This window comes from Brevundimonas faecalis, from assembly GCF_040549405.1.
GTDB lineage: Bacteria > Pseudomonadota > Alphaproteobacteria > Caulobacterales > Caulobacteraceae > Brevundimonas > Brevundimonas faecalis.
This window is the reverse complement of the sequence record NZ_JBEPTF010000003.1, coordinates 396,281-414,144: the sequence shown is the minus strand read 5'-3', so window position 1 is coordinate 414,144 and position 17,864 is coordinate 396,281. Positions and strand designations below refer to the sequence as shown.

Genomic DNA, 17,864 nt, shown 5'->3' with positions numbered 1-17,864 from the left:
CGCCCGGTCAGGCCGCCGGCGCGGCCGCGGCGGCCGGGGCCGCCTCCTTGATGAACTCGGCGTCGAAGCGGATCGTCACCTCGTCGCCGACCGGACCCACGGCCATGCCGAAGTCCGAACGCTTGAAGCGACCCTCGGCCGCGAAGCCGATGGCCGGAACCTGCATGAAGGGATGCTTCTCCAACTCGCCGTTGAAGGTCGCGTCCAGCGTCACCGGCTTGGTCACGCCCAGGAAGGTCAGGTCGCCCGTCACCTTGGCCGTGCGCGGGCCGGTCAGCTCCACCTTGGTCGACTTGAAGGTAATCTGCGGGAAGGCGCCGGCGTTCAGGAAATTCTTGTTCCTGGCGATGTCCTCGCTCCAGCTCTTGAAGCCGGAAGCCGCGTGCGCGCCGACGTAGTCGGCCGGATAGTTGGCGTCGACCGAGGCCGGATCGATCGTCGCCTCGACCGTGCTGTTGGCCAGGTTGGCCGGGTCCAGGGTGATCTTGGCCGAGAAGGTGTTGAAGCGGGCCGTATAGTTGGAAATCGTATTGTGCGCGATCGACCACTGCAGCGAGGCGTGGGTCGGATCCATGGCGTAGACGCCGGCCGGAGCCTTCAGCTCGACCGGCGCGGTCGAGGCGGCGTCGGCGGCCGGAGCGCCGGACTTGTCGGCGGCGGGGCTGCAGGCGGCCAGCAGGGCTGCAGCGGAAACGGCCAGAAGGGCGGCTTTGATCTTCATGGGGAGGACCTCGTTGAATGTTCAGGACTGGACACGAGGCCCAGAAAGACTTGCTCTGCCCGACGACGCGTCGTTCAGATTGCAACAGTATAAGTTGCCATTTCACGCCTTCAAGACCCGTTCGCTCAAAAATGCGGATCGGGGTGCGCGCCGGGCTTCGTCCGCCTATCTTGCGACTCACATGCCCATTCGTCGCCTTCCCCCCGAAACCGTCAACCGCATCGCCGCCGGCGAGGTGGTCGAACGCCCGGCCAGCGCCATCAAGGAACTGGTCGAAAACGCCATCGACGCCGGCGCCGCCCATATCGAGATCCAGGCCGACGGCGGGGGCCTGACCCGCATCCTCATCGCCGACGACGGCAAGGGGATTCCGCGCGACGAACTGCCCATCGCCATCGAACGCCACGCCACCTCCAAGCTGGAGCCGGACGACGCCGGCGACGTGGACCTGCTGCGCATCTTCACCCTGGGCTTCCGGGGAGAGGCCCTGCCCTCCATCGGCTCGGTCGCCCGACTGAACATCACCACCCGCGCCCGCACCGAGGCCGGATCGCCCCAGAACGAAGCCTGGTCCATCGCCGTCGAGGGCGGCGCCCAGCGTCCCCTGTCGCCCGCCGCCTTCCCCGGCCCGCACGGCGCCCGGGTCGAGGTGCGCGACCTCTTCTACGCCACGCCCGCCCGACTGAAGTTCATGAAGTCCGAACGGTCGGAAGCCATGGCCATCTCGGAAGAGATCAAGCGCCAGGCCATGGCCCACGAAGCCGTCGCCTTCACCCTGACCCTGGACGGCAAGACAACGCTGCGCCTGCCCGCCGAACACCCCGGCGACGACGGACGGCTGAAACGCCTGGGCGCCCTGCTGGGTCGCGACTTCGAGGCCAACGCCCTGCTGATCGATCAGGAGCGCGACGGCGTGCGCCTGTCCGGCTATGCGGGCCTGCCCACCTATTCGCGGGGCAATGCGGCGCACCAGTTTCTGTTCGTCAACGGCCGCCCGGTGCGCGACCGCCTGCTGCAGGGCGCCCTGCGCGGCGCCTACGCCGACTTCCTGGCCCGCGACCGGCACCCGGCGGCAGCCCTCTTCATCGACATCGACCCGCTCTATGTCGACGTGAACGTCCACCCGGCCAAGGCGGAGGTCCGCTTCCGCGACCCCTCCCTGGTGCGCGGCCTGATCGTCGGCGCCCTGCGCCACGCCCTGCACGCCGCCGGCCACCGCGCCTCGACCACGGTCGCCGCCGACGCCCTTTCGGGGTTCCGGCCGCATACGGGCGAGGCCCTCCACGCCCCCGCCTCGCCCCAGAGCTTCGGAAACGCCGCGCCCGGCTGGAGCGGCTGGCAGGGTTGGTCGCAACCGGCCGCCGCGGCCCAAAACCTGCCCGGCCTGAACGAACGCTCGGCCCGCGTCGAGCATGTCTGGAACGGCCAGGCCGCCGCCCCCGACTTCCGCACCCTGGCCGAGGTGCAGGCCGAACAGGCGGGCCTGACGCCCGCCGCCGCGCCGCCCGACCTGATCGACTATCCCCTGGGCGCCGCCCGGGCGCAGCTTCACGCCAACTACATCGTGGCCCAGACCCGCGACGGCCTGGTCATCGTCGATCAGCACGCCGCCCACGAACGCCTGGTCTATGAGCGGATGAAGGCCCAGATGGCGGGCGGCGCCGTCGCCCGTCAGGCCCTGCTGACGCCCGAGGTGGTCGAACTGGACCCGGCCGAGGCCGACCGCGTCGCCGCCAAGGCCGAGGAACTGGCCGAGATGGGCCTGATCGTCGAGGCCTTCGGCGCCGGCGCCGTCCTGGTGCGCGAAACCCCGGCCCTGCTGGGCGACACGGACGTCCAGGGCCTGATCCGCGACATCGCCGACGACCTGTCCGAACACGGCGCAGCCCTGTCGCTGAAGGAACGCATGGCCGAGGTCTGCGGCACCATGGCCTGCCACGGCTCGGTCCGCTCCGGCCGCGTCCTGTCCGCCCCCGAGATGAACGCCCTCCTGCGCCAGATGGAGGCCACGCCCCATTCCGGCCAGTGCAACCACGGCCGCCCCACCTATGTGGAGCTGAAGCTCAACGACCTCGAAAAGCTGTTCGGGCGCAGATAGTTCAATGTCCTACAGCGTCCTCTTCGTCTGCCTCGGCAACATCTGTCGCTCGCCCCTGGCGGAGGCGGCGTTTCGCGAAGAGGCTCGTCGCCAGAGGCTGGACGTGGTCGTCGATTCCGCCGGTACGGGCGGCTGGCACGTCGGCGCCCCGCCCGACCCGCGCGCCCAGGCCGTCGCCCTGCGCAACGGCGTCGACGTCTCCGCCCTGCGCGGCCGCCAGGTGAAGCCCGCCGACTTCCGCCGCTTCACCCATATCGTGGCCCTGGACCGGGACAACCTCGCTGACCTGCGCCGCCTCGCCCCCGCCGACGCCACGGCCGACCTCAGCCTGCTGCTGGATCACGTCGCCGGCCGCGAGGGCCAGCCCGTCGCCGATCCCTATTTCGGCGACGACGAGGGCTTCGACGTCACCTGGGCCGAGGTGACAGAGGGCGCGCGCGGACTGGCCCAAAAGCTGCGTCGGAACGATTGAAACCCGGCTGCGGGGCCTCTATCTTGGCCCTCCACCCTTTGGGACTGTCTATGTCTGAGATTGTGTTCACGGCCTGAGGCCCGGACGCTGAACCCCGTCCGAGGCCGCACGTAACGCCCCGCGTCTGAACGATCGACGCCGGGCGCACGCTGACGCCTGTCACGGACAATCCGAAATGAACATCTCTCGTGCGGAACAACGCACGCTCCACGCCCTGGCCCAGGGCGGTCGCATCCTGCTGGAACGCGACGAACAGGGCCGCATCCTGGCCGCCCGCTGCTTCACCCGCGAAGGCTGGGTGCTCGACGGCTGCGACCTGGCGCAATGGCGCAGCCTGAAACGCAAGGGCGTCATCATCTCTCGCGGCGGCGGCCCCTATGTCGTCAACCGCGAGGGCCTGACCCGGATGCGCAGCCAGTTGGACAACCGCGTCTCCGGACGCGGCTTCTGACGCCGCAGGGCGCGCGGCCCGACCGTCGCGCGCCCTTTCCCGGCCTTCCACGACCGTTTCTGTCGCACCGGCCCCACATGCTGGCGGCCATGACCGAGACCTATCGCATCCGATCGCCCGAAACCTGGCTCCAGGCGCGTGACGACTATCTGGCCGGACTGACGGCCGAGGCCGTCTGCCGTCGACATGACCTGGGTCTGTCCGCCTTTCGCAGCCGCGCCCGCAAACAGGGCTGGCGCCGCACCGACCAGGGCGACGCTTCCTCCACGCCGCCTGACGACGACCTGGGCCTGTCCATCTACGACGACGTTGGGATCGACGAGCAGATCCACATGGCCCGGCAACGCTTCAACCAGGCCCTGCACCACGGCAAGCCCATGGAGGCTGCGCGCTGGCGCAGACTGTGGCGCGAACTCTGCGACGAACGCGACGCCCTGGATGCCGACCTCCTGCCCCACATGAGCCCGTCGGAAATCCAGGACATGCTGGCTGCAGAGGCCGACGCCGACGACATCGCGGAAGAGGTCCAACGCCTGTCCGCCGCCTTGCGCCGCGCCCTGCCCGCCTCGCCCGATCCGGCTCGCCCCGAAAATGTGCACGATGTGCACCCTGTTTTTTCGAGTGCGGATTCGCCGCCCGACGCGGACCCGCCTCCGCTCCTGCCCCGCGCCGAACGCCGCCGTCAGCAGCGCGCGCTCCGACGAAGCGGCGCCCAGACCGGAACCTGACCGCCGCGCGTCGCCGTCAGGGCTTGAGCGCGGCCGCCAGGAAGGCCGTCGCCCTGGGCCATGCGTCGCGCCGCGCCGCCGCGTCCGCCTCCGGCGCGCCGCCGCTGCGCGGACTTTCGCGCGGTCCCCCGTCGCCGACCAGGTCATGACCGGCCTCGGGATAGATCAGGGCCGTCGTCTCTCGTCCCGCCGCCTGACGCGACGCCGCAATGGCGCGCACGGCCGCCGCGGAGTTCCACTGGGCGTCGCGTTCGCCCGCGATCAGGATCAGGGGCCCGGCGTAGGCCTCGACCGGTATGCGCGCCTCGGCCTCCTTTTCCGGATGGTCGGCGCGTCCATTGGCGTGAATGGCCCTCAGATCGGCCTTGCCCGGTCCCGCCAGCAGGCCCTCGATGAAGCCGCGATAGGGCATGAAGGGCAAGGGCCGCCCCTGGAACGAGAAGGACGAGCGCGTCCCTTCGGCCTGGACCGTCTCCAGCCCCCAGCCTTCCCACACCACGTCGGTCGGCGCATAGGCGACCACGGCGTCGATCCAGTCGTACCGGCTGGCCGCGATCAGGGCGAACTCCGCCCCCTTGGAGGCGCCGAACAGGCCGAAGCGCTCGACGTCGACGCCCGGCATGCCGCGCAGGGCGTCGCGCAGCTCGGCCAGTTGGTCCACGCGGATGTCGACGAAGCTACCGGCGATCTCCGGCAGGGCCTTGGGCGGTCCGTACTCCGCCCAGTCCGGCGAATAATAGGGCAGGCCCACGGCCGCATAGCCCATGCCGGCCAGGATGGGACCATAGCGGTCGCCCGCCTCTGTCCCGCCTTCCGCCCCATGCAGGATCACGACGACGGGATGCAGTTTCCCGTCCTCCTGCACATAGACCTTGGCGTGGGGGAAGCCGGCGATGGGCGACGACGTCGTCGCCCCCTCCGCCAGGCTCAATCCCGGCGTCAGGCCCACGGCCAGAACCGCCCCGATCACCGCACGTCGTGCGATCGCTCCGAACATGACGCCCTCCCAGTCCGCCAAGACGCAGACCGAAGGCGTATCAGCCTTCCTTGCGCAGGAACAGCACCCGCGCGGCGCCGTAGTCGCGCGCGTCCAGGCGCTCATAGCCCGGCGTTTCGATCTCCGGCTCGTCCGAGCCGCGCTCGAACACCACGATCGCCCCCGACGCCAGCCACTGACCCTCGCGCAGACGTTCCAGCGTCTGTTCGCCCAGTCCCTTGGCGTAGGGCGGATCGAGGAAGGCCAGGTCGAAAGCTTCTCCCACCGAGCCGGGTCGTTCGCCTAGATCCGTGGCGCTGCGGCGATGCACCCGCCCACGCCCGAACAGGCCATAGGCGTCCATGTTCTCGCGGATCACGCCCCGCGCACCGTCGTCGATCTCGACGAACAGAGCGAAGGCCGCTCCACGCGACAGGGCCTCGAACCCCAGGGCGCCCGACCCGGCGTAGACGTCCATCACCCGCGCCCCGTGCAGTCCCTCGGCCCAGGACGCATGCTCCAGCACGTTGAAGATGGCCTGCCGCGCCCGGTCCGAGGTCGGGCGCGTCCCCTGCCCCTCCGGCGCGATGATGGCCCGGCCCTTCAGGCTTCCCGCGACGATCCGCACGTCAGCCTTCGTCCGGCGCGTACATGGCCTCGACCTCAGCGCCCGTCAGGCGCGGCCGCTCGCCCGCGAAGGCGTAGTTGCCGGGCTTGGAGTCGATGTAGATCTCGTTCTCGAAGGCGAAGGCGGACGGGTCGTCGAAGGCCTGGACCGAGGTCATGGTCATGCCCCCGGCCTTCAGCCGCCAGAACAGGTTGGACCCGCAGGCGCCGCAGAACTCGCGCACCGCCCACTCCGACGAGTCATAGGTCGCCACCGGCCCCTGGACCTCGACGCTGTCGCCGCAGTCGACGCTCAGCGACACCCCGCCCGACGTCCGGCGGCAGCTCTCGCAGTGACAGGCGTGCATCCCGCCCTGCGGAACAGCGGTGAAGGTCGTCGCCCCGCACAGGCAGCGCCCCGACAGGCGTCCCGCCTCTTCAGTTCCAGCCATGCTTGTCTCCCCAGTCGTCAGCTACGGCCGCGCGGACCGCCCCGGCCGCCGCCCGAAGGCTTGCCGCCGAAGGGCTTGCTCCCGCCCGGACGCGAACCGCCCGGCTTGCCCCCGAACCCGCCCGGCTTGCCGCCGGAACGCGGCTTGAAGTCGCGCTGCGGACGATCCCCGGCCGCGCCGTCGCGGGGCTTGAAGTCCCGCTTCGGGCGGTCGCTGAAACCGCCCTTGGCGCCGTCGCGCGGGGCGCGGCGGTCGTCGATGAACTGGTCGCTGCGCGGCTCGCTCCGCTTGAAGGGCTTGCGTTCCGACCACGCCTCGCCCTCGGCGGCCTGCGGCCGGGCGCGCGGCTTGAAGGTCTTGGTATGCTCGAACTTCGGCGCCGCCTTGGCCCAGCCTTCCTTCTTGGCCGGACGCTCACGACGATCGACGGCGTCGGCCTGCGCCGCCGTAGCCGCGCGGACGCGGCTGGGCTTGCGCGAGGGATCGGACAGGGCCGAACCCGACTTGCCCGTCACGATCGGCGACGAGGTGCGGCGGCCCGGCGTCGGCGCGGGGGTCGAGACCGTGTTGCCGGTCGGCAGGTTCTCGGGGCGGATATGGTCGGCCAGCATCTCGCGGATCACGCGCGGACCGACCTCCTCGACCGCTCCGACCGGCAGAGTGCCGAGCTGGAACGGGCCATAGGCCAGACGGATCAGGCGGTTCACGGTCAGGCCGACCGATTCCAGCACCTTGCGGACCTCGCGGTTCTTGCCCTCGGTGATCGAGACGCTGAGCCACAGGTTGGCCGAGCTGCGCTCGCCGTCTTCCTTCTCCTTGGCCTTGTCGATGGTCGCCACGATGGGGCCGTAGTGGACGCCGTCCACGGTGCAGCCGGTCTTCAGCTTGTCCAGTTGCTCCTGGGTGATGCGGCCGCGCGCACGGGCGCGGTACTGGCGCACCAGGGCGCTGTCGGGCAACTCCAGCGCCCGGCTCAGCTCGCCGTCGTTGGTCAGCAGCAGCAGGCCCTCGGTGTTCAGGTCCAGACGACCGACCGAGATCACGCGCGGCAGGCCGCTGGGCAGGGCGTCGAACACCGTGGGGCGACCGGCCGGGTCGTTGTGGCTGGTGATCAGGCCGGCCGGCTTGTGATAGCGCCAGACCCGGGTCGCCTGGGCCGCGCCGATCGGCTTGCCGTCCACGGTGATCACGTCATCGCGCGTCACCAGGGTCGCGGGCGTGTCCAGGATGCGGCCGTTCACCGCCACCTTGCCCAGGCCGATCAGGCGCTCGACCTCGCGACGCGAAGCGATGCCGGCGCGGGCCATGGCCTTGGCGATTCGCTCGCTGCGGACCGGAGCCGCCGGCTCCTTGGCCTTGGACGCGCCCTTGGGACCGGATTTCGCATCCGGCCTGCCGGCGCTCTTCACGAAGGGCTTGTCGCCGCGCGGCGGGCCCTTGCGGTCTCCGAAGCCGCCCTTGTCGGGACGCGCGTCGGCGAATTTGCGGGGACCGCGCGGGCCGTCGTCTTGACGGGAGCGGGGCTTCTTGTCGTTGTCTTTGGGATGGCGATCCATGATGAGCGGTTCATGAGCATGGCGCTCGACTTGGCGCAAGCGGCGGCTGAAGCCGGCGAAGTGCCCGTCGGCGCGGTAATTGTCGATGAATCGACCGGCGAAGTGCTGGGACGCGGGCAAAACGGCCCCATCACCGCCCATGATCCGACGGCCCATGCCGAAATCGTCGCCCTGCGAGATGCGGCGGCGAAGTTGCAGAATTATCGCCTTACGGACCTCACCCTCTATGTGACGCTGGAACCCTGCGCCATGTGCGCCGGGGCCGTCAGCCACGCCCGCATCGGCCGCGTCGTCTGGGGCGCCGACGATCCCAAGGGGGGCGCCGTGATCCACGGCGGCCGCTTCTTCGACCAGCCGACCTGCCACTGGCGCCCCGCGACCGAGGGCGGGGTCATGGCCGAACCGGCGGCCGAGACCCTGCGCGCCTTCTTCCGGGCGCGTCGCGGAACACGCCCCGCCCCGGCACGTTGAAGCCCCAAGCTTGGCTTCATGAAGGGCGCTCCGTGCCGACCATCCGTTCCCTGCCTCTCCTGACGGCCGCCGGCCTTCTCCTCGCCGCCTGCGGTCAGGAACCGCGCCAGGCGCCGACCGACGGGGACGCGGTCCGGCAACGCGCGGTGGAGGCCCAGACCGCCCGCACCCGCACGGGGGCGGAAATCCAGGATCGCGTCCTGAACCGGGTCATCCGCACCGTCTATCTCTGCAACAACGGCGAGCGCCTGTCGGTGGACTTCGACAACCCGCGCCGCATGGCCACCGTGCGCCAGTCCTCGGGCGAGGCCGTGGACCTGTTCCAGGAACGCGCCGCCAGCGGCATCTGGTATCGCGCCAGCGGCTATGAGCTGCGCGGCAAGGGGATTCAGGCGACCTGGACCGCCGACGGCCGCGACGCCACCGACTGCCGGGCCGTGGACTAGATCAGCCGAACTTCGCCAGCCGCTCGTCGAGCCGACGCCGCACCTCGGGCCAGTCCTCGTCCAGCACCGCGAACTGGGCCGTGTCGCGCACGCGGCCGGTCCAGGTGATCTTGTGCTTCCTCAGCACGCCCTCGTCCCGCGCGCCCAGCTTGCGGATGGCCGCGGCGCTCCCGGCGTTCAGGGCGTCCGTGATGATCTCGACCCGCACCGCCCCCGCATCGAAGGCGTGACCCAGCAACAGCCGCTTGCACGCCGGATTGACCGGCCCGCCCCGCGCCTCAGGCCGATAGAAGGTGGAGCCGACCTCGCAGCGCCGATGCTCCGGCCGGATCTCGTACAGGCTGCTGGTTCCCACGACCGCCCCGTCCGCCTTGCGCCGCACGGCGTAGGCGATGCGGCTTCCCGTTTCCATGGCCCTCAGCGCCGCGGACCACCAGCCGTCGAAATGCGGGCCGTAGGCCGCGCTCACCATGCCGTTCCAGGCCTCCGGATCGCAGTCCAGCGCCGCCCGGACCTCCGGCTCCAGCTCCGCCGTGAAAGGCTCCAACCGGACGAAGTTGTTCTCTAGGGCCCGGGCGTCCAGTCTCACGCCGTCGCCCCTTCCTCGATCAGGAAGGCGCGCACCGCCTCCGCGTCCACGGCCTTGTCGACGAAGGCCTCGCCTATGCCTCGCGCCAGGATCAGGGTCAGCCGTCCGCCCTCGGCCTTCTTGTCCCCGGCCATCCGGCCCAGCAGGGCCTCGGCGCTGAAGGCGTGGTCCACGTCGGACAGGCGCGTCGGCAGGCCTGCTGCGCGAACGCCCGCCTCGGCCTTCTCGGCGTCGGCCGCCGGACACAGCCCCTGGCGCGCCGAATAGCGGAAGGCCATGGCGCACCCCAGGGCCACGGCCTCGCCGTGGGTCAACAGGTCGTCGAACCCCAGTTCCGCCTCCAGCGCGTGGCCGAAGGTGTGGCCCAGGTTCAGCAGGGCGCGCCGCCCCGCCTCCTTCTCGTCCTCGCCGACGACCTGGGCCTTGATCTCGACCGAACGGATCACGGCCCGCTCCAGGGCGTCCGCGTCCCCCTCGGCGCCGACCGCCCCCTCGCCGCCCAGCCAGTCGAAGAAGGCGGCGTCGCAGATCAGGCCGTGCTTCAGCACCTCGGCCCATCCCGACCGCACCTGCCGCGTCGGCAGGGTGGCCAGGGCCTCGATATCCGCCAGCACCAGACGCGGCTGATGGAAGGCGCCGATCAGGTTCTTGCCGCGCGGCGTGTCGATGGCCGTCTTTCCGCCCACGGACGAATCGACCTGGGCCAGCAGGGTCGTCGGGACCTGGACGAAGTCGATCCCGCGCATGAACAGGGCCGCCGCCAGCCCGGCCAGGTCGCCCACGACCCCGCCGCCCAGGGCGACGACCAGGCTCCGACGATCCAGCCCCTCGGCCAGCAACCGGTCCAGCACCGCCTCCAGATGGGGGAAGGACTTGGACGCCTCTCCCGCCGGCACGGTCACGACGCCGGTCTTCAGCCCCGCCGCCTCCAGAGAGGCGCGCACCGTTTCGCCGTGGATCGCCGCCACCGTCTCGTCGCTGACGATGAAGGCCTGGGTCGGCGCCAGGGCCGCCACCCGCGCTCCGGCGGTCTTCAGCAGGCCGCGCCCGACCACCACCTCATAGGCGGCGAACCCGTCGCCCCCGACCGGAATGGTCGTCGTCATCGCCTCTTCTCCTCGCGCAGATAGCGCCGCAGTTCCCTGTGGATGGCGTCGACGGCCTGGCCGTGCGCCCCGCCCCCGACCTCGACCGTCAGGTCCGCCTCGCCGTAGATCGGGTATCGCGTCTCGGCCAGTTCGCGTAGGACCGTCAGCGGGTCGCGGCCGCGCAGCAGGGGCCGCGTGTCGCGCCGCTGCACCCGGTCCGCGATCACTTTCAGGTCCGCCTTCATCCAGACGCTGATCGAACGCGTCTTGATCAGGCCGCGCGTCTCCGGGTTCATCATGGCGCCGCCGCCGGTGGCCAGAACGATGGGCGGCCCTTCCAGCAGACGGCGCATGACCCGCGCCTCGCCCGCCCGGAACTCCGCCTCGCCCCGGCTGGCGAAGATCTCGCTGATCGTCATCCCGGCCGCCTCTTCGATCACATGATCGCCGTCGGCGAACGGCAGGCCCAGCCTCTGCGCCAATCGTCGGCCCACGGTCGATTTGCCCACGCCCATCAGTCCCACCAGGGTTATGGTGCGGTCCAGCGCCGTGAGAGGCGACAGAGGCGAGGAATCGGGCGAGGCGTCGGAAGGCATGGTCTCAATACCCTCTACACGACACAGCCGCTCGCTCCACACCCCAGTTGGTCCCGTCGCATGACGCCCCAGATCGAAGCCTTCCTGGAAATGATGGCGGTGGAGCGCGACGCCTCGCCCCACACCCTGGCCGCCTACGGCCGCGATCTGGCCGACGCCGAGACCTGGCTGGGCGACGCCGGCGGCCTGATGGGCGCCTCTCAAGAAGCGGTCGAGGCCTGGTTCGCCGACCTGTCCCGACGCGGCCTCTCGGCCTCGACGGCCGCCCGCCGACGCGCCTCCGCGCGCCAGTTCTACCGCTTCGCCCTGGGCGAAGGCTGGCGCAAGGACGACCCGTCACGCCGCATCGACGCCCCCCGGCAAGGCCGCAGCCTGCCCAAGACCCTCAGCCGGGAAGAGGTCGAGGCCCTGCTGACCGCCGCTGCGACCCACGACGGCGCGGCGAGCCTGCGCCTGATCGCCCTGATGGAGATGGCCTACGCCTCCGGCCTGCGCGTCTCGGAGCTTCTGGCCCTCAAGGTCGAGGCCGTTCGCCGCGACCCCGCCTATCTGATCGTGCGCGGCAAGGGCGGCAAGGAGAGGCTGGTGCCCCTGAACGCCGCCGCACGCCAGGCGATCAAGGCCTGGCTCGACGCCCGCGACGCCGCCCGAAAGCCGAACACGCCCGACAGCCCCTGGCTGTTTCCCTCGCACGGCAAGACCGGCCATCTGACCCCCCGCCGCTTCGCCCAGCTTCTGGATCAGGCGGCGATCACGGCGAACATCGACCCCGCCCGCGTCAGTCCCCACGTCCTGCGCCACGCCTTCGCCACCCACCTGCTGGAAGGCGGCGCCGACCTGCGCGTGGTCCAGACCCTGCTGGGCCACGCCGACATCTCCACCACCCAGATCTACACCCACGTCGCCACGGACCGCCTGTCCCAGGTGCTTCATTCCAAGCACCCCTTGGCGAAGGACGACTGAAAGCCCATAGTTCAGGCATGGCACGCACCTTCTACGTCAAGGCGATCTGGGACCCAGAAGCACAGGTCTGGTGCAGCGAATCCGACATTCCTGGACTGGTTCTTGAAACCGCCACCTTGGCCGAGTTCGAAACCCTGGCCCGCCAGTTCTCATCCGAGCTTTTGGCTGAAAATCTCGACCTCCACGGCCCCGTCCCTATCCGGTTCGAGGCTTCGGGCGGCTTTGAAGTTCTCGCGGCCTAACATCTTGCGCTGTTGCCGAGGTCGCCCCGTACAACAAGCGGTGCATTCTCTGCTGCGTGTCGTGACGCCGTCAGTGTTCCAGACCCGAAAGTGATCTGGACATGCCCAAGGACTTCTACCTCGAACTGACCACCCTCCTCTATGCCGCTGGCTGGCGACGCATGGAGAACGCCAAGGGCAGCCATGAGAAATGGCGCCATCCTGATGTCGCTCACACCGTGATCGTCCCCCGCTCCAAGAGCCGCCACACCGCCAACACCGTGCTCAAACACCCAAGGCTTTCTGAACCCGACTTGCCCCCCGGCGTTCCCCGCTCTAGGTTCCGCCGCTTTCCGTAGCGCCAACCGGCGCTTCCTCCTCCACGGACGCCTTATGGCCACGCACTATCTCGAATTCGAAAAGCCGATCGCCGAGCTGGAAGCCAAGATCGCGGAGCTGTCGCATCTGGCGCCCACCAGCGGTTCGTTCGAGACCGAGATCGCCGCTCTTCGCAAGAAGGCCGACGCCCTGCGGATGAAGACCTACGCCAACCTCGACCCGTGGATGCGCACCCAGGTCGCGCGCCACCCGCAGCGTCCGCACTTTATCGACTACGTCGACGGCCTGTTCACCGATTTCGTGGAACTGCACGGCGACCGTCAGTTCGGCGACGACCAGGCCATCCTGGGCGGCCTGGCCCGCTTCCGCGGCCAGCCGGTCGTGATCATGGGCCACGAAAAGGGTCACGACACCCAGACCCGTCTCACCCACAACTTCGGCATGGCCCGGCCCGAGGGCTATCGCAAGGCCGTCCGCCTGATGGACATGGCCGAGCAGTTCGGCCTGCCGGTCCTGACCTTCGTCGACACCGCCGGCGCCTATCCCGGCATCGGCGCCGAGGAACGCGGCCAGGCCGAGGCCATCGCCCGCTCGACCGAGCGAGGCCTGACCCTGGGCGTCCCCTCCATCGCCACGGTGACGGGCGAAGGCGGTTCGGGCGGCGCCATCGCCATCGCCGCCGCCAGCCGCGTCCTGATGCTGGAGCACTCCATCTATTCGGTCATCTCGCCGGAAGGCGCAGCCGGCATCCTGTGGCGCGACGGCACGCGCGCCAAGGACGCCGCCATGGCCATGAAGATCACGGCCCCGGACCTGACCGGGCTGAAGATCGTCGATCGCGTGATCCCGGAACCCCTGGGCGGCGCCCACTCTGATCCGGAGACCGCCATCCGCAACGTCGGCGACGTCCTGGAAGACGAACTGAAGTCCCTGTCGGGCCTGTCCGCCGACCAGATTCGCAAGATGCGGGCCGACCGCTTCTACGCCATCGGCCGGGCGGGCTGATCTTCGCATTGCGCGACGGCGCGTCGCATTCGACACTCCCGCCATGCGACTCGCTCCCTCGACCGATCTGAGCTTCGGGAAGACCTCATGCGCGGCATGAACGGGGTCGGCGAATCCCTGCGCGAAAGCGCCGTGTTCAACTTCACGGGCACGATGACCATGGTCATCGACGATTCGCCCTTCGCCCTGGAACTGACCGCCCAGGCCCTGCTGGGTTTCGGCATCAAGGTGCGCCACGCCTGCGGCAGCGCCGCCGAGGCCATCGCCATCCTGCGCGACCATCCAGTGGACCTGATCCTGGTCGACTGTGAAATGCCGGGCATGAGCGGCTATGAGTTCGTCCGCTGGCTGCGTCGCTCCGGGCTGGAGCCGAACGCCTTCGCCCCCGTCATCATGACCGCCGCCCACGTGCGCCGGTCCAAGGTGTCCGAGGCGCGCGACTGCGGCGCCAACTTCCTGATCACCAAGCCGTTCAGCGCGGGCGTCCTGCTGGAACGCATCGTCTGGGTGGCCCGCGACGCCCGTCCCTTCCTCGAGGTCGGCGACTATTTCGGTCCCGACCGCCGCTTCCGCACAGAGCCCTGGGAGGGCCTCGAGCGGCGAGCCGAGGAAATCCGCAAGGCCGAATTCGAAGCCCAACGCAGAGCGTCGATCACGCTATGACCGTCATTACGCACAATCGCCGTCGTTCCCGCCTGTCGACCCTGATCGACCAGCCAGGCGGAGTCAGCGTCGGCGTCGCCCTGACCCAGGCCAAGGCCAATCTGGCCGGGCTGGAGGCGCGCAGCCGCGCCGCGATCGACGAACAGGTCGCCGCCCTGTCCGCCCTCGCCCAGCCGACTTCGCTGGAGGAGAACGGCCGGAACCTGGACCTGGCCTACGACTATTCCAGCGCCGTCATCGACGCCGCCGGCCCGTTCGACCTCAAGGACCTGTGCGCCGCCGCCGCCAATCTGTGCGACCTGATCGACGCGGCGCCGGAAGGCCGCATGTTCGACTGGCGCATCGTCGTGGTCCACGCCCAGGCCCTGCGCCTGCTGCTCAGTCTGCCGGCCGAGGCCGCCGATGCCCGCGCTCAGGTTCTGGCCAGCCTCAAGGATGTGCTGAAGGCCAAGGTCCCCGACAACCCTCAACCCGACGAGGGCTGAGCCGTCTTCGCCCCGCGCGTCTGCTTGCGCCACAGGGCCGCATACTCCCCGCCCTGCCGCGCCACCAGTTCGTGATGCGCCCCGCGTTCCACGATCCGCCCGGCCTTCAGCACCAGGATCTGCTCGGCGTCCGCCACGGTCGACAGCCGGTGCGCCACCACCAGGGTGGTCCGGCCCGTCCTCGCCTTTCGCAGCGTCTTCTGGATCGCCGCCTCGGTGCGGCTGTCCAGGGCGCTGGTGGCCTCGTCCAGGATCAGGATGCAGGGATCGGCCAACAGGGCGCGGGCGATGCCCACGCGCTGACGCTCGCCGCCTGACAGCTTCAAGCCGCGCTCCCCGACGCGCGTCTCCATCCCGTCCGGCAGATTGCGGATGAAGTCGGCCAGCTCCGCCGCCTCGGCCGCGGCCCAGATCGCCGTATCGTCCGCATCGGGACGGGCGAAGGCGATGTTGGCGGCGATGCTGTCGTTGAACAGGGCCACGTCCTGCGGCACCAGCGCCACCGCCGCCCGCAAGGACGCCTGGGTCAGGCCGCGCGCGTCGCGGCCGTCGATCAGCACTCGCCCCTCCTGCGGGTCCAGCAGGCGCAGCGCCAGCTTGACGATGGTCGACTTGCCCGCCCCCGACGGCCCCACCAGGGCCGTGGTCGTGCCCGCCGGAACGACGAAGCTGACGTCGTCCAGCCCGGCGGAGCGCGCATCGTGACGGAAGCCCACATGGTCGAAGACGATCTCCGCCCCGCACCCGCCGGCCGGTCTCGGCAGGGCGATCGCATCGGGCGCGTCCGCGACCTGGGGCGCCTGACGCGTCACCTTCAGCATCTCCTCCATGTCGATGAAGGACTGGCGGATTTCCCGATAGGCGAAGCCCAGGATGTTCAGCGGGGCGTAGAGGGAGATCATGATCAGCACCGCCGCCGTCACGTCGCCGGGGCCCATCCGACCGGCCGCCGCCTCGAACCCGGCCATGACCGCCATGATTCCCAGGCCGACGTTCATGATCAGGCCCTGGATCAGGTTCAGCGTCGCCAGGGAGGTATTGGCCTTCAGCGCCGCGTCCACATAGGTGGACAGGGACTGGTCATAGGCCTGGGCCGCGCGCGTCTCGGCTCCGAACGACTTGACCGTTTCGTAGTTCAGCAGGGCGTCGACCGACAGGCCCGCCGCCTCGCTGTCGGCGGCGTTCATGGCGCGACGATGCTCCAGCCGCCAGTTGGCCATGGCGAAGGTCGCCACGGCGTAGACGGCCACCACCCCGATCGCCACGGCGCCGAAACGCCAGTCGTACTTGCCGCTGAGAACCGCCGCCGCCAGCACCAGTTCGATGACCGTCGGCCCCAGGTTGAACACCAGGATGCGCAGCAAGAAGTCCACGGCCCGCGATCCCCGGTCCATCACCCGCGACAGGGCGCCGGACCGCTTGGTCTGATGGAAGTCCAGCGAAAGGCTCAGGGCGTGGGCGAAGGTCTCGGCCGCCGTCCTGCGCTGGGCCGCCGCCCGCACGGGCGCGAACACCACGTCCGACAGTTGCGGCGTCGCCGCCGACAGGAAACGGATCAGCGCCCAGCCGACCGCGAAGGCCGCGAAGCCCCAGCCCACGGCCGCCGCCGCGCCCTGCCCCGCCGCCAGATGATTGACCGCCGCACCCAGCATCAGGGGCGCGGCCACGCCCAGCCCCTTGCCCGCCAGGGTCAGGATGATCGATCCCGCCACGCGCCACGGCAGTTGCGGCGCGCCCGAACGGCCCACGACGCGGATCAGGTCGGTCAGGGCCTGCAGCGTCGGCGGCGCATCCTGTTTCGTCGGGTCCTCGCCCGCCGTCATCGCCTTCGAGGCGGCGTCGCCTCTTCGACCCGATCTTTCACCACGCATCGCCATGCTCCGGCATATGGGCGGCCCCGCGCCGGAAGGAAGACGTCATTCAGCCCAGGCTCGCCATGGCTTCCAGCAGTTCCAGCACGGCGGCCTCAGTCGTGGCCCAGGAGCAGACGAACCGCACCGACCCGTCGTCGAACTGGTAGCAGGCCCAGCCCATGGCGTTCAGGCGCTGGTGCGCCTCGTCCGGCATACGCACGAAGACGGCGTTGGATTCCACCGGATGGGCCAGGACGAAGGACGTGCCCATCTCGATCCCGTCGGCCAGGCGCTGCGCCATGCGGTTGGCGTGCACGGCGCCGTCGTCCCAGGCCTTGCTTTCCAGCAGGCCCAGGATGGGTGCGGCCAGGAACCGCCCCTTGGACGCCGTCTGCCCCGCCTGTTTCAGGCGATTGTCGATCCGGCGCGTCAGGCTCTTGTCGAAGATCACCAGGGCCTCGGCGCAGTTCGCCCCCGCCTTCGCCCCGCCGAAGACCAGGACGTCCACGCCCAGGCGCGGAATATCCTTCAGGTCGAACCCCGCGGCTGCGGCGTTGGCCAGCCGCGCCCCGTCCATGTGCACGCCCAGCCCCGCCTGCTTGGCCGGCTCGATCAGGCGCCGCAGTTCCTCTTCCGAATACACCGCGCCGTATTCCGTCGCCTGGGTCACCGTCAGGGCGGCCGGCGGCTGCCGGTGGCCCACGACCGGCTCCTCCAGGGCCGCATACAGGCCGCCCACGTCGATCTTGCCCGAATAGCCCGGCAGGCCGATCAGCCCCACGCCCTGGCCGAAGAAGCCCGGCGCGCCCGTCTCGTCGGTGCAGACATGGGCCGCGTGATGGGCCAGCACCGCCTCATAGGGCTGCGCCAGCATCGACAGGGCGATGGCGTTGGCCGCCGTGCCGCTGAAGACGAACCTCACCTCTGCGTCGGCGTCCAGCCGTTCGCGGATCAGGTCCGCCGCGCGTTCCGACACCTCGTCCGCGCCATAGGCCCGGGCATAGCCGACATTGACCGCCGCCAGCGCCTTCAGGGCGGCGGGCGCCATGCCCGCGGTGTTGTCCGATCCGAAGTCGTAGCGCACG

22 protein-coding genes are annotated in these 17,864 nt (G+C 70.2%); 12 read left to right on the top strand and 10 right to left on the bottom strand.

The window, feature by feature from the left end; translation table 11 throughout:
• Positions 1-7 precede the first annotated feature (7 nt).
• Positions 8-721 (bottom strand): YceI family protein, encoded by a 714-nt coding sequence (locus tag ABIE19_RS12985; protein ID WP_354089615.1) that lies wholly within the window; start codon positions 719-721, stop codon positions 8-10.
• A gap of 181 nt (positions 722-902) precedes the next feature.
• Here ABIE19_RS12985 and mutL point away from each other — a divergent pair, with 181 nt between their 5' ends.
• From mutL to ABIE19_RS12965, 4 genes are all read left to right on the top strand, one after another.
• Positions 903-2,819, top strand: a complete 1,917-nt coding sequence (mutL, locus tag ABIE19_RS12980) for a DNA mismatch repair endonuclease MutL (protein ID WP_354089614.1) — start codon at positions 903-905, stop codon at positions 2,817-2,819.
• Between the two features lie 4 nt (positions 2,820-2,823).
• Positions 2,824-3,291, top strand: a complete 468-nt coding sequence (locus ABIE19_RS12975) for a low molecular weight protein-tyrosine-phosphatase (protein WP_354089613.1) — start codon at positions 2,824-2,826, stop codon at positions 3,289-3,291.
• A gap of 175 nt (positions 3,292-3,466) precedes the next feature.
• The gene (locus tag ABIE19_RS12970; protein WP_354089612.1) at positions 3,467-3,742 is read left to right on the top strand and encodes a YjhX family toxin; all 276 of its coding nucleotides are present in this window, start codon (positions 3,467-3,469) and stop codon (positions 3,740-3,742) included.
• Between the two features lie 89 nt (positions 3,743-3,831).
• Entirely contained in the window at positions 3,832-4,470 is a 639-nt protein-coding gene (locus ABIE19_RS12965; protein WP_354089611.1) for a hypothetical protein, read from the top strand.
• A gap of 16 nt (positions 4,471-4,486) precedes the next feature.
• Here ABIE19_RS12965 and ABIE19_RS12960 read toward each other — a convergent pair whose 3' ends face one another.
• Genes ABIE19_RS12960 through ABIE19_RS12945 form a run of 4 tightly spaced genes read right to left on the bottom strand, consistent with a single transcriptional unit; the run spans position 4,487 to position 8,060 of the window.
• Complete coding sequence (locus ABIE19_RS12960) at positions 4,487-5,467, bottom strand: acyl-CoA thioester hydrolase/BAAT C-terminal domain-containing protein (protein WP_354089610.1); 981 nt, start codon at positions 5,465-5,467, stop codon at positions 4,487-4,489.
• Between the two features lie 40 nt (positions 5,468-5,507).
• Positions 5,508-6,074, bottom strand: coding sequence for a 16S rRNA (guanine(966)-N(2))-methyltransferase RsmD (rsmD, locus tag ABIE19_RS12955; RefSeq protein WP_354089609.1), 567 nt, complete (start codon positions 6,072-6,074; stop codon positions 5,508-5,510).
• 1 nt (position 6,075) lies between these two features.
• Positions 6,076-6,504, bottom strand: coding sequence for a GFA family protein (locus tag ABIE19_RS12950; RefSeq protein ID WP_354089608.1), 429 nt, complete (start codon positions 6,502-6,504; stop codon positions 6,076-6,078).
• 17 nt (positions 6,505-6,521) lie between these two features.
• Entirely contained in the window at positions 6,522-8,060 is a 1,539-nt protein-coding gene (locus ABIE19_RS12945; protein ID WP_354089607.1) for a pseudouridine synthase, read from the bottom strand.
• Here ABIE19_RS12945 and tadA point away from each other — a divergent pair.
• Positions 8,049-8,531, top strand: a complete 483-nt coding sequence (tadA, locus tag ABIE19_RS12940; protein ID WP_354089605.1) for a tRNA adenosine(34) deaminase TadA — start codon at positions 8,049-8,051, stop codon at positions 8,529-8,531. The genes ABIE19_RS12945 and tadA overlap by 12 nt on opposite strands.
• Positions 8,532-8,563: 32 nt before the next feature.
• Positions 8,564-8,977, top strand: a complete 414-nt coding sequence (locus tag ABIE19_RS12935) for an MliC family protein (protein WP_354089604.1) — start codon at positions 8,564-8,566, stop codon at positions 8,975-8,977.
• A 1-nt stretch (position 8,978) separates the two neighbouring features.
• Here the strand turns inward: ABIE19_RS12935 and ABIE19_RS12930 are convergent, their stop codons facing one another.
• Genes ABIE19_RS12930 through ABIE19_RS12920 form a run of 3 tightly spaced genes read right to left on the bottom strand, consistent with a single transcriptional unit; the run spans position 8,979 to position 11,250 of the window.
• On the bottom strand, positions 8,979-9,566 hold the full coding sequence (locus tag ABIE19_RS12930; protein ID WP_354089603.1) for a GNAT family N-acetyltransferase: 588 nt from the start codon (positions 9,564-9,566) through the stop codon (positions 8,979-8,981).
• Entirely contained in the window at positions 9,563-10,672 is a 1,110-nt protein-coding gene (gene aroB / locus ABIE19_RS12925; RefSeq protein ID WP_354089602.1) for a 3-dehydroquinate synthase, read from the bottom strand. The genes ABIE19_RS12930 and aroB overlap by 4 nt, the downstream gene beginning before the upstream one ends.
• The gene (locus ABIE19_RS12920) at positions 10,669-11,250 is read right to left on the bottom strand and encodes a shikimate kinase (RefSeq protein WP_354089601.1); all 582 of its coding nucleotides are present in this window, start codon (positions 11,248-11,250) and stop codon (positions 10,669-10,671) included. The genes aroB and ABIE19_RS12920 overlap by 4 nt, the downstream gene beginning before the upstream one ends.
• Before the next feature lie 60 nt (positions 11,251-11,310).
• Here ABIE19_RS12920 and ABIE19_RS12915 point away from each other — a divergent pair, with 60 nt between their 5' ends.
• From ABIE19_RS12915 to ABIE19_RS12890, 6 genes are all read left to right on the top strand, one after another.
• Positions 11,311-12,213, top strand: a complete 903-nt coding sequence (locus tag ABIE19_RS12915) for a site-specific tyrosine recombinase XerD (RefSeq protein ID WP_354089600.1) — start codon at positions 11,311-11,313, stop codon at positions 12,211-12,213.
• A 17-nt stretch (positions 12,214-12,230) separates the two neighbouring features.
• Positions 12,231-12,455 (top strand): DUF1902 domain-containing protein, encoded by a 225-nt coding sequence (locus ABIE19_RS12910; protein WP_354089598.1) that lies wholly within the window; start codon positions 12,231-12,233, stop codon positions 12,453-12,455.
• A 101-nt stretch (positions 12,456-12,556) separates the two neighbouring features.
• Positions 12,557-12,793, top strand: a complete 237-nt coding sequence (locus ABIE19_RS12905; RefSeq protein WP_354089597.1) for a type II toxin-antitoxin system HicA family toxin — start codon at positions 12,557-12,559, stop codon at positions 12,791-12,793.
• Between the two features lie 34 nt (positions 12,794-12,827).
• Positions 12,828-13,778, top strand: a complete 951-nt coding sequence (locus ABIE19_RS12900; RefSeq protein ID WP_354089596.1) for an acetyl-CoA carboxylase carboxyltransferase subunit alpha — start codon at positions 12,828-12,830, stop codon at positions 13,776-13,778.
• An 87-nt stretch (positions 13,779-13,865) separates the two neighbouring features.
• Positions 13,866-14,441, top strand: coding sequence for a response regulator (locus tag ABIE19_RS12895; protein WP_354089595.1), 576 nt, complete (start codon positions 13,866-13,868; stop codon positions 14,439-14,441).
• On the top strand, positions 14,438-14,926 hold the full coding sequence (locus tag ABIE19_RS12890; RefSeq protein WP_354089594.1) for a chemotaxis protein CheE: 489 nt from the start codon (positions 14,438-14,440) through the stop codon (positions 14,924-14,926). Before ABIE19_RS12895 ends, ABIE19_RS12890 begins: the two co-directional genes overlap by 4 nt.
• On the opposite strand, the gene ABIE19_RS12885 is transcribed toward ABIE19_RS12890, so the two are convergent.
• Positions 14,908-16,797, bottom strand: a complete 1,890-nt coding sequence (locus ABIE19_RS12885) for an ABCB family ABC transporter ATP-binding protein/permease (protein ID WP_435521151.1) — start codon at positions 16,795-16,797, stop codon at positions 14,908-14,910. The two genes, ABIE19_RS12890 and ABIE19_RS12885, sit on opposite strands and share 19 nt — an antisense overlap.
• Before the next feature lie 49 nt (positions 16,798-16,846).
• Entirely contained in the window at positions 16,847-17,863 is a 1,017-nt protein-coding gene (locus ABIE19_RS12880) for a beta-eliminating lyase-related protein (RefSeq protein ID WP_354089593.1), read from the bottom strand.
• Between the last annotated feature and the right edge of the window lies 1 nt (position 17,864).

Coding starts and splice junctions, on each gene's coding strand:
- ABIE19_RS12890 (WP_354089594.1), top strand. CDS start 14,438: ATGACCGTCATTACGCACAATCGCCGTCGTTCCCGCCTGTCGACCCTG.
- ABIE19_RS12915 (WP_354089600.1), top strand. CDS start 11,311: ATGACGCCCCAGATCGAAGCCTTCCTGGAAATGATGGCGGTGGAGCGC.
- ABIE19_RS12910 (WP_354089598.1), top strand. CDS start 12,231: ATGGCACGCACCTTCTACGTCAAGGCGATCTGGGACCCAGAAGCACAG.
- ABIE19_RS12895 (WP_354089595.1), top strand. CDS start 13,866: ATGCGCGGCATGAACGGGGTCGGCGAATCCCTGCGCGAAAGCGCCGTG.
- ABIE19_RS12905 (WP_354089597.1), top strand. CDS start 12,557: ATGCCCAAGGACTTCTACCTCGAACTGACCACCCTCCTCTATGCCGCT.
- ABIE19_RS12975 (WP_354089613.1), top strand. CDS start 2,824: ATGTCCTACAGCGTCCTCTTCGTCTGCCTCGGCAACATCTGTCGCTCG.
- ABIE19_RS12950 (WP_354089608.1), bottom strand. CDS start 6,504: ATGGCTGGAACTGAAGAGGCGGGACGCCTGTCGGGGCGCTGCCTGTGC.
- ABIE19_RS12970 (WP_354089612.1), top strand. CDS start 3,467: ATGAACATCTCTCGTGCGGAACAACGCACGCTCCACGCCCTGGCCCAG.
- ABIE19_RS12945 (WP_354089607.1), bottom strand. CDS start 8,060: ATGGATCGCCATCCCAAAGACAACGACAAGAAGCCCCGCTCCCGTCAA.
- ABIE19_RS12885 (WP_435521151.1), bottom strand. CDS start 16,797: ATGCGTGGTGAAAGATCGGGTCGAAGAGGCGACGCCGCCTCGAAGGCG.
- aroB (WP_354089602.1), bottom strand. CDS start 10,672: ATGACGACGACCATTCCGGTCGGGGGCGACGGGTTCGCCGCCTATGAG.
- mutL (WP_354089614.1), top strand. CDS start 903: ATGCCCATTCGTCGCCTTCCCCCCGAAACCGTCAACCGCATCGCCGCC.
- tadA (WP_354089605.1), top strand. CDS start 8,049: ATGGCGATCCATGATGAGCGGTTCATGAGCATGGCGCTCGACTTGGCG.
- ABIE19_RS12960 (WP_354089610.1), bottom strand. CDS start 5,467: ATGTTCGGAGCGATCGCACGACGTGCGGTGATCGGGGCGGTTCTGGCC.
- ABIE19_RS12965 (WP_354089611.1), top strand. CDS start 3,832: ATGACCGAGACCTATCGCATCCGATCGCCCGAAACCTGGCTCCAGGCG.
- ABIE19_RS12920 (WP_354089601.1), bottom strand. CDS start 11,250: ATGCCTTCCGACGCCTCGCCCGATTCCTCGCCTCTGTCGCCTCTCACG.
- ABIE19_RS12985 (WP_354089615.1), bottom strand. CDS start 721: ATGAAGATCAAAGCCGCCCTTCTGGCCGTTTCCGCTGCAGCCCTGCTG.
- ABIE19_RS12900 (WP_354089596.1), top strand. CDS start 12,828: ATGGCCACGCACTATCTCGAATTCGAAAAGCCGATCGCCGAGCTGGAA.